The sequence below is a fragment of the Streptococcus parasanguinis genome, assembly GCF_001074805.1.
Classification (GTDB): Bacteria; Bacillota; Bacilli; order Lactobacillales; family Streptococcaceae; genus Streptococcus; species Streptococcus parasanguinis_A.
Map to the genome: position 1 here is coordinate 1 of NZ_JUPI01000003.1, position 8907 is coordinate 8907.

An 8907-nucleotide genomic window follows, 5' to 3' on the forward strand; every position below is an offset into this window, starting at 1 on the left:
TGTGCGGAGGTGGGACGACGAAATCGAATTCTAACGAATTACCGATTTCTGTCCCACTCTCATAAAAAACTTCCCCAAGTTTCCACTTGAGGAAGTTTTTTTCGAAAAATTAGTCAATGTAGTGCAATTTCCCACGGAAATCTTCCAAGCTTTGGTAGCCTTTTTCTTCCATGATGGCTTTGAGTTCCGCAGTGATGCGTTCAAAAGCTCCCACTCCTTCTTTATGAAGCGTGGTTCCGATTTGCACCATACTAGCCCCACATAGAATATGTTCAAAGGCATCACGACCGGTCAAGACACCACCAGTCCCTATAATCTGAATTTCTGGATTCAAACGTTGATAAAAGGCATGGACATTAGCAAGGGCTGTTGGTTTGACATACTCTCCACCAATCCCACCAAAGCCGTTCTTCGGACGAATCACAACGGATTCATCTTCAATGTAGAGAGCATTCCCTACGGAATTGACACAATTGACAAACTTAAGCGGGTATTTGTTAAAGATCGCTGCAGCTTGATCGAAGTGGACAATATCAAAGTAAGGTGGCAATTTAATACCAAGCGGTTTGGTGAAATAGGCAAAGACCTCGGACAAGATCCGATCTGTTGTATCAAAATCATAGGCAATCTGAGGTTTCCCAGGGACATTAGGGCAAGAAAGGTTCAGTTCTGTCAAGCCTTTAAAGTCGCTGTCTTGCACCTTTTTCAAGATGGTATGGGTCTCTTCAGGAGACATGCCGACAAGAGATAAGAAGAAGGTCCGGTCGGGATCTGTTTCTTGCAACTCTAATAGGTAATCCAAATAATAATCCAAGCCTTGGTTGGGAAGGCCCATCGAATTGATCGAGCCAAGTGGCACATCATGATAGCGTGGTTCGGGATTTCCAGCACGGAATTCTAAGGTCGCTGTCTTGGTCACAAAAGTCCCAGCAGCCGAATTCTTCACTTCTTCCAACTCTTCCTTGGTCATACAGGCCACTCCTGCCGCATTCATCAGGCAGTTGTCAAATTCAAAACCAGCAATTTGCGTTTTTGTCGATACCATCTTGTACTCCTTTTTGAAACACCCATCAACAGAATCGTTCGGGATGCTCTCTATTTTCTTCTTTCATTATACCATCACTTGGAAGCTTCCGGACAAACAAAGCTAAAAATTCTTCCAAACATTCGGACTTTCCTAGTCGCGATAAAATTTTCAGAAAATTCAACTTTTTTCTTTACAAGCCAAAAAAAGTCTGCTATAATGATCCATGTAATAAAACGTGACATTGTTTGTCAACTGTCTCAAAGCCAATCCCCTAGCGGGTTTGCTGGTTTTCGTTTCATTCACAAAGGAGAATTAACATGACAACTGCAAAAGAATATATCCAAAGCACTTTCGAAACTGTAAAAGCTCGTAATGGCCATGAAGCAGAATTCCTTCAAGCTGTTGAAGAGTTCCTTAGCACTTTGGAACCTGTATTCGAAAAACACCCTGAATACATTGAAGAAAACATTTTAGCTCGTATTACAGAACCTGAACGCGTGATTTCCTTCCGTGTTCCTTGGGTTGACCGTGAAGGAAACATCCAAGTAAACCGTGGTTACCGTGTTCAATTCAACTCTGCTGTAGGTCCTTACAAAGGTGGTCTTCGTTTCCATCCAACTGTTAACCAAGGGATCTTGAAATTCCTCGGATTCGAACAAATCTTCAAAAACGTCTTGACTGGTCTTCCTATCGGTGGTGGTAAAGGTGGGTCTGACTTCGATCCTAAAGGAAAAACTGACGCTGAAGTGATGCGTTTCTGCCAAAGCTTCATGACTGAATTGCAAAAGCACATCGGTCCTTCTCTTGATGTCCCAGCTGGTGATATCGGGGTTGGTGGACGTGAAATCGGATACCTTTACGGTCAATACAAACGCCTTCGCCAATTCGATGCTGGTGTCTTGACTGGTAAACCTCTTGGTTTTGGTGGTAGCTTGATCCGTCCAGAAGCAACTGGTTATGGTTTGGTTTACTATACTGAAGAAATGCTCAAAGCCAACGGTGACAGCTTTGCTGGTAAGAAAGTCGTGATCTCAGGTTCTGGTAACGTTGCCCAATACGCTCTTCAAAAAGCTACTGAACTTGGTGCAACTGTTATCTCTGTATCTGATTCAAACGGTTACGTGATCGACGAGAACGGTATTGACTTCGACCTTCTTACAGATGTGAAAAACAACCGTCGTGCACGTTTGACTGAATACGCTGCTGAAAAACCAACTGCTACCTACTACGAAGGTTCTGTATGGACTTACGCTGGTAACTATGACATCGCTCTTCCATGTGCAACTCAAAATGAAATCGATGGCGATGCTGCTAAACGTTTGGTCGCTCAAGGTGTGAAAGTTGTCTCTGAAGGAGCAAACATGCCAAGTAACATCGATGCCATCAACGTATACAAAGAAAATGGTATCCTTTACGGACCTGCTAAAGCAGCCAATGCTGGTGGGGTTGCTGTATCTGCTCTTGAAATGAGCCAAAATAGCCAACGTCTTTCATGGACACGCGAAGAAGTGGACGGACGTTTGAAAGACATCATGACCAACATCTTCAACACTGCTAAAACAACTGCAGAAACTTACGGACTTGGTAAAGATTACCTTGCAGGTGCCAACATCGCTGCCTTTGAAAATGTCGCAAATGCGATGATTGCACAAGGTCTTGTATAATCAATCGATATTTTTCTTTGAGGCCTTCGGGTCAAAGCCTCTCAACTCCTGAAACCAGTGTGTTTCAGGAGTTTTTTGTAGCTACTGATCTCTTTAAGGACAATTGGTTCCAAGGGAAGAAAGTCATTTTTAAAGAAAGGAATCTTAACCATCATTAGTGGTGAGAGATTTGAGCCATCTCTTTTTCTGTATCTTTTTCTAAAAAAATTTTATTTTTTTTACTTTACCCCCTTGCATTTTTAATAAATTAGTATTAAACTATAGCAAAAGGAGGTGCGCTTATGTTTCATTTTGCTCAAGACAAGTCAACTACCATTGAATTCCTTAAGTCTGAATTGATGCAACTGCTTTCTGATATGCGTCAGGAGATTGCAGCAAGCCGTCAAGCACAGACTTGTACTGCTTGCCAGCATATCCAACACTGCATTAACAAGATCCAAAGGGCAAAAAGTTCCGTAGCCATAGCCCTTCCGATCGAATCATTGGATCTCGAAATCACCGCCCTATTGCGCAAGCAATTATTGATCTTGCCACCTGAGGCTCGAAAGATTTGGGATCAGATTAAATATTTGGATGACAAATACTGCCACTTAAGATCGTAACATCGATTAAAAAAGCTCAGAAAAATATTTCTGAGCTTTTTTACATGATTCCGTTATTTCCTGTTGGAAGGTTGATTCCTGCTTCCATCAAGGCATCATGATAGAGTTTACAGTAAGTATGATAAACAGTAACCTGGGTTCCATTTTGAGCGGTCATAGCAATACGGAAGGAATAGCGACCATTTTTTTCGATCTGTGGGCCTAAAATAGTAGGACCTGTCAACACTTCTGGGTGCTTGTCTTGTTGAGACTGGTTGACCTGAGCGATGACCTGGTAGATCTTGTCGAGATCGGTATTCGCATCTAGCGGAATATCCACCAGCACGCGCATATCTCCACGCGAGAGGTTGCTGACGACAGTGATATTGCGGTTTGGGACAAAGTGGAGACTCCCGTCAAAATCACGTACTTGAGTTGTCCGAATTCCCACACTGCTAACGATGCCGGCAATATTAATAGAACCATTGGTAAGTCGGACATTGTCCCCCACATCCAGCTGGCGTTCTAAAAGGATAAAGAAACCATTGACCAAATCGGAAAGGAAGCCCTGGGCTCCCATCCCGATAGCCACCCCAGCAATCCCAGCACCAGCCAATAGACTAGAGACTGGAAGACCCAGGATCGACAAGATCCAGTAGATCAAGATAAAATACAAGCAGTAGTTCAAGAGACTCTCTACTAAACGGAGAATGGTTTTTTTACGGGCTTCATCCTGCACCGTATACTTAAAAGAAGGGGTTAATATCCGCTTGACCAGGCTATGGATGACCTTTTTAGCGATAAAAAATAAGAGAAAGACAAAAATCAGGGAGATGCATTTTGAAATTAGGTCATCAAAAATCTTTGTCCAGTCTATTTTACTGAAATAACGTTGGAAAGCTTGACTCATTTATTCGGGCCTTTCTAACAAAGAATAGTATGATTATATCAAATATTCGGAAATAAGGCTATTTTTTAAAAATTTCATTGCTTTTGCCCCCTAACTATCGTATAATATTCCTTAATTATTTTTTAAGGAGGCCTTACATGATTCATCGACTGATTACCACTTGGAATAGAACCAACCTTATGAAAAGAATCGCAATCGGGATTGTACTTGGAGTTATTCTAGCACTTATCTTCCCGAAAGCAACTGGCATTGGACTCTTAGGCCAGTTCTTTGTTGGAGGGCTCCGTGCGATCGCACCCCTTCTGGTCTTTGCGCTTGTCGCAAACGCTCTCTCCCAACACCAAAAAGGGACAGAGACCAATATGAAAAAGGTCATCGTCCTCTATCTCCTAGGAACCTTTGCAGCCGCCTTCGCCGCTGTTTTGGTCAATTACATCTTCCCCATCACCATTACCCTGACTGGGAAGGCCGCTGAAGGATCCTCTCCAAATGGAATTGGCGAAGTGATCAGTAACCTCTTGCTCAAGATCGTCGACAACCCGGTCAACGCCTTGCAGCAAGCCAACTACATTGGAATCCTTTCTTGGGCCACTGTCTTTGGGATCGCCATGAGAGAAGCGAGTGAACATAGTAAAGACCTCCTGCAAACCCTAGCAGATATCACTTCAAAAATTGTCGAGTGGATTATCAACCTAGCTCCATTTGGGATCTTGGGCTTGGTCTTCACGACCATCGCTGGCCAAGGACTCAGTGCCCTTAGTAACTACGGGATTCTCTTGATAGTATTGGTGGGAACGATGGCTTTTGTCGCTCTGGTCATCAATCCATTGATCGTCTTTTTCATGATCCGCAAGAATCCCTATCCCCTTGTTTTTAAATGCCTCCGTGTCAGTGGGGTAACCGCCTTCTTCACCAGAAGTTCTGCAGCCAACATCCCTGTCAACATGCGTCTCTGTGAAGAATTGGGGCTGAATCCAGATACCTATTCTGTCTCTATTCCGCTTGGTTCAACCATTAACATGGCAGGCGCAGCCGTGACGATCAATATTTTGACGCTAGCTGCTGCCAATACCTTACACATTCAGGTTGACTTTGGAACGGCGCTCATTCTGAGTGTCGTAGCGGCTATCTCTGCTTGTGGAGCATCTGGAGTTGCGGGAGGATCTCTCCTTCTCATCCCTGTTGCTTGTAGCCTCTTTGGCATCACCAATGATTTGGCCATGCAAGTCGTCAGTGTCGGCTTTATCATCGGGGTCATTCAAGACTCTTGCGAAACAGCCCTCAACTCTTCGACAGATGTGCTCTTCACTGCCATCGCCGAAATGAGCAGCTGGCCAAAAGAAAAACGCTATTAAAAGATCCTATCTCAAATAGAAAAGAAAACCCAGACCTCGCGATCTGGGTTTTCTTATTTCTTAAAGTAGCGTTTGCTTTCTTTGATAATGACAGGTGACAGAGCTAGTAGGGCAATCAGGTTGGGCAGAGCCATGAGCCCATTGACGATATCCGCAATGACCCAGACCAGATCTAATTTTAGGAAACCACCTAGTCCAACCATTAAGACAAAGAAGATCCGGTAGAGATTGATATGTTTGACACCAAATAGGAATTCGAAACACCGTTCTCCGTAGTAAGACCATCCAAGAATGGTCGTTGTCGCAAACAACACCAAGCACAGCGTTAAGATAATGCCTCCAACTGGACCAAAGACACCTGTAAACGTATCCTGGGTCAAGGTACTCGTGCTACCCTTAGCCATCCACTCACCTGACACCAGAAGAGACAGCCCTGTCAAACTACAGATGATAATGGTATCAATAAAGGTTCCTGTCATCGAGATCAAGCCCTGCTCTACAGGTTCATTGGTCTTCGCCGCAGCTGCTGCAATGGGGGCCGATCCGAGACCCGATTCATTGGAGAAGACCCCACGCGCCACCCCTTTTTGGATAGCCATTTTGACTGTTGCTCCTGCAAAACCTCCCATGGCTGCAGTCCCTGTGAAGGCACCTGAAAAGACCGATTTAAAGGCTGGAAGCAATTGGTCCAGATGCAAGGCAATGATCGTGACAGTCGCAAAGATATAGGCAGCAGCCATAAAAGGAACCACTTTTTCAGAAACTTTTGAAATCCAGTGAATCCCACCAAAGATGATGGTCGAAACCACCAGAGCAATCACTACGCTAGCCACTTCTGGAGCCGTTCCAAAACTCGCTTGGAGAGATCCCGTAATGGAATTGACCTGGGTCATGGTTCCGATCCCAAAGAGAGCCACCAGAACACCTGCAACCGCAAAGAAAATAGCTAGTGGTCGCCACTTCTCCCCCATCCCGTGAAGAATGTAGTACATCGGACCACCTGAGATGTGACCATTGTCATCCTTGGTCCGATAACGAATGGCTAAGAGCCCTTCTGCATACTTGGTCGCCATTCCAAAGAAGGCCGCCATCCACATCCAAAAGAGGGCCCCTGGGCCACCGGTCTGAATCGCTGTCGCTACCCCTACAATATTGCCTGTTCCTACAGTTGCCGCTAGGGCCGTCGCAAGGGCTCCAAAGCTTGAGATATCCCCATGACCCTCATCTTCTGTAAAGATCAAGCGAAAGGCTTTTGAAAGATAGCGTATCTGAAGCAAGCCCAAACGAAGGGTCAGGTAGATCCCTGTCCCTACCAAGAGCACCAAAAGTGGGGCGCCCCATACTAAATTATCGAGTTGCTGAAAAAACTGCAATACATGATCCATTCTCTGTCTCCTTTTTATCGACCGCTCGACAGAAATGAGAAAAAGAAAGAGTACATGTCAAACATGTACTCTGGTCCTGCTTAAAATAGGGGACTTCCCCTATTTTTCGCTCTGTCCTTTTACCTGAGAGTTTGAGTAGATGCATCCTCTACCTTGCCCCTTCGGTGCCATTTCTGGTCTCTCCAGAGTTCCGTCCATTCACAGTCACTCACGCTCCTGCAAACTTCATTCGGTCGTATGTAATTTTCTCTATTTTAATCGATTTTCAAAGCTTTGTCAATCATTTCCGAAAAAATATTGTAAATCATCTAAAAATGTACGGTTTTTAATCACTCAAAGAGAAGTGATTGGTCATGAGGTTGCTAGCATCGAGCAAAATCTTGTCCAAGAGTTGATCCGTCGCTTCTTGAATCTGATCACTCATGGCTTGGTTTTCAGCCTCAAAATCGACGGTTTCACCTGCTGCAAGGGCACGATCAACTTTATTGATACGTGCATGTCCCCAGGCCATTGTCGATTCTTGGTAATCATCTAGATCCCCAACATGGTGGGCATAGTGAGGATCTGCTAGTCCTGCAATAATCCGGTTAGCCCAGTAGAAGGAATCCGTTGTCACCTTAGCCGTAGTATTGGCAAAGTAATCTGGCGTTGTATTCACTTGGGTAAAGAAAGGAACGGCTGTATTGTAAGGCATCGAACCATAAGAAATCCATTGGATGCCTGTCGTTTCTTGTGGTTTATTGGGACGCAATTGCAGAATCGCTGTTTGACTGGTCCGGTTGATCCCGATTGTCCGGAAAGTTCGCTGACTCACCTGATCTCCTTCCGGTCCATAAGGATCGTAGATGGTATCTTGGTAGTGATTGCTCAAGACATATTTGACATCCTCAATCGTCACCTTGCGATAGGGCTTTTGACACCAAGGAATCTCAAAGCTCCGTGGATCCTGCTCAATTTCAGGATTAAGGAAACGCTGGATGGCCCAAGCCCGCGGTGTATTGTAGTGACGGTCCTTGTCTTTTTGGCTACCAAAGGCATAGCGTGGATTAAAACCTTTACCTTTTTGGTCCAGAATCAAATGGTGCTCTGTGGCAAAATTTTCAAGATCTGGGTCACAAAGAAACTCGTCTGGATTTCCAAATTCAAAATAATCACTTCCCAGTTGGTTCGGGTTGGTCACATAGGCATCATCTGGAACACGGCGCGCCATCCAGTGGTGACCTCCGATGGTTTCCAACCACCAGATTTCATTCACATCTGAAATCGCAATCCCGTTAGATTCATAGGTTCCGTACTCTTCTAAAATCCTTCCGAGACGCAAAACCCCTTCGCGGGCAGTCTTGACATAAGGCAAGACCAAGGTCAGCATGTCTTCCTCACCGATGCCACTCTCTACAAGAGGATCGGCCCCTAGCACACGGCTATTAGTCGTAATGGTCTCTGTCTCACTCATGGCGACATTATAGATATTGATCCCAGCTTCTCCCCAGATTCCGTCTTTAGGAATGGCATCTGGAACCGCCGTATAGCGAACTGGATTATCTGGCAAGTCTATTTCAAAAGATGATAAAATAGACTTGTAATGACGCGGTTGATCTTCTGGTTTGACCACGATCAATTTCTTAGGCGTAAAAACGCCATTTTGAGAATCCTCTGTTCGTGCTACAATGGTCGAACCATCATAGCTAGCATTTTTTCCGACTAGAATCGTTGTACACGAATCTGCACTTTCACGTTTACGCATGCGTATCCTCCCATATCATTCATTGCTTCTATTATAGCACTTTTAAAAGGGAGGACCTACTGAAAATCAGATTTGAAAACGGATCGCTTTCAATTTCTTTTAATCCGTTTCATTATGTAAGATTTTTAAAAAAACCTAGCCGTTTATCAGCTAGGTTCAGATTGAAGAAAAAGTTATCTTAGAAACTTTCCTTAGGTGAGTACGGACGTCAGCGAACTTCGAAGAAGTTCCATGACTAATT

7 protein-coding genes and 1 riboswitch are annotated in these 8907 nt (G+C 44.4%); of the genes, 3 read left to right on the forward strand and 4 right to left on the reverse strand.

What is annotated here, in order from left to right; genetic code table 11:
* Positions 1-109: 109 nt before the first annotated feature.
* On the reverse strand, positions 110-1045 hold the full coding sequence (locus ADI76_RS00030; RefSeq protein ID WP_049513753.1) for a dihydroorotate oxidase: 936 nt from the start codon (positions 1043-1045) through the stop codon (positions 110-112).
* Between the two features lie 299 nt (positions 1046-1344).
* On the opposite strand from ADI76_RS00030, the gene gdhA reads away from it, so the two are divergent.
* Both gdhA and ADI76_RS00040 read left to right on the forward strand, forming a co-directional pair.
* A complete protein-coding gene (gene gdhA, locus ADI76_RS00035; RefSeq protein WP_049513755.1) occupies positions 1345-2691 on the forward strand; it encodes an NADP-specific glutamate dehydrogenase in 1347 nt (448 codons plus the stop codon).
* Positions 2692-2972: 281 nt separating this feature from the next.
* The gene (locus ADI76_RS00040) at positions 2973-3293 is read left to right on the forward strand and encodes a hypothetical protein (RefSeq protein ID WP_024056290.1); all 321 of its coding nucleotides are present in this window, start codon (positions 2973-2975) and stop codon (positions 3291-3293) included.
* A 40-nt stretch (positions 3294-3333) separates the two neighbouring features.
* Here the strand turns inward: ADI76_RS00040 and ADI76_RS00045 are convergent, their stop codons facing one another.
* On the reverse strand, positions 3334-4182 hold the full coding sequence (locus ADI76_RS00045; RefSeq protein WP_049513757.1) for a mechanosensitive ion channel family protein: 849 nt from the start codon (positions 4180-4182) through the stop codon (positions 3334-3336).
* Between the two features lie 137 nt (positions 4183-4319).
* Between ADI76_RS00045 and sstT the strand changes: the two genes are divergently transcribed.
* Positions 4320-5537: a serine/threonine transporter SstT gene (gene sstT, locus ADI76_RS00050; protein WP_049513759.1), complete on the forward strand. Its 1218-nt coding sequence runs from the start codon at positions 4320-4322 to the stop codon at positions 5535-5537.
* Positions 5538-5590: 53 nt separating this feature from the next.
* Here sstT and ADI76_RS00055 read toward each other — a convergent pair whose 3' ends face one another.
* Together ADI76_RS00055 and ADI76_RS00060 are read right to left on the reverse strand one after the other, a co-directional pair.
* Complete coding sequence (locus tag ADI76_RS00055; protein ID WP_049513761.1) at positions 5591-6922, reverse strand: alanine/glycine:cation symporter family protein; 1332 nt, start codon at positions 6920-6922, stop codon at positions 5591-5593.
* 101 nt (positions 6923-7023) lie between these two features.
* Positions 7024-7118: riboswitch (glycine riboswitch) on the reverse strand.
* Between the two features lie 129 nt (positions 7119-7247).
* Positions 7248-8666: a C69 family dipeptidase gene (locus ADI76_RS00060; RefSeq protein WP_049513764.1), complete on the reverse strand. Its 1419-nt coding sequence runs from the start codon at positions 8664-8666 to the stop codon at positions 7248-7250.
* Positions 8667-8907: the final 241 nt, after the last annotated feature.